Here is a 607-nt window from a genome sequence, read left to right as displayed (position 1 = left end):
CGATTACCCGCCCAAATRTAMGTSACATCGCCACACCAAACACCGTTTGGTGTGGCGATGTGACGTATATTTGGGCGGGTAATCGTTGGTGTTATTTAGCGGTTGTGCTGGATTTATTTTCGAGMAAAGCCATTGGTTGGGCGATGTCATTTTCACCGGATACWGAGTTAACGGTAAAGGCCTTAGATATGGCCTAAACCTGTAAAAACTCCATGTCATAAAGTGATATCATTATAGGCAAGTATAGGTAAAATAAAAATTTTTTATAGTAACCTCGTTTTGCGAGTAATAAACAAGCACTCTTGTTTAAAAAAATAAGACCAAGTCACAGTGTCAAATTTTTGCTGAGTAACAGGCACAAAAATGGAACACTATTTGCTAATAATTCAAACATTACATCGTGTAAGCGACATATGAATCTGCTCTTAAGTGATTCGACCTAACCGAGGAAAATATGCGAGCCTTAGATGCACTATTAGTATTACCAGAAGATATCTGCACTGAGATGGAGTTAAAGCATATTATTTTACTGGCGCTCAAACTAAATAACCTTGAGCTTGCAACAGCAACTCTAGTCAAAATTTTGGCTTATATTGATGAGTACATG

The 607-nt window shown here is 37.7% G+C and carries 1 pseudogene; it reads left to right on the top strand.

The features are described from left to right. A pseudogene (locus tag L5L91_RS22630) lies at window positions 1-194 on the top strand (DDE-type integrase/transposase/recombinase); the annotation flags it as partial. Window positions 195-607 lie beyond the last annotated feature (413 nt).

Source organism: Shewanella sp. SM55 (assembly GCF_025654025.1).
Lineage (GTDB): Bacteria > Pseudomonadota > Gammaproteobacteria > Enterobacterales > Shewanellaceae > Shewanella > Shewanella oncorhynchi.
The sequence above is the reverse complement of the archived record's forward strand: the minus strand, read 5'-3'. Positions and strand labels throughout refer to the sequence as shown.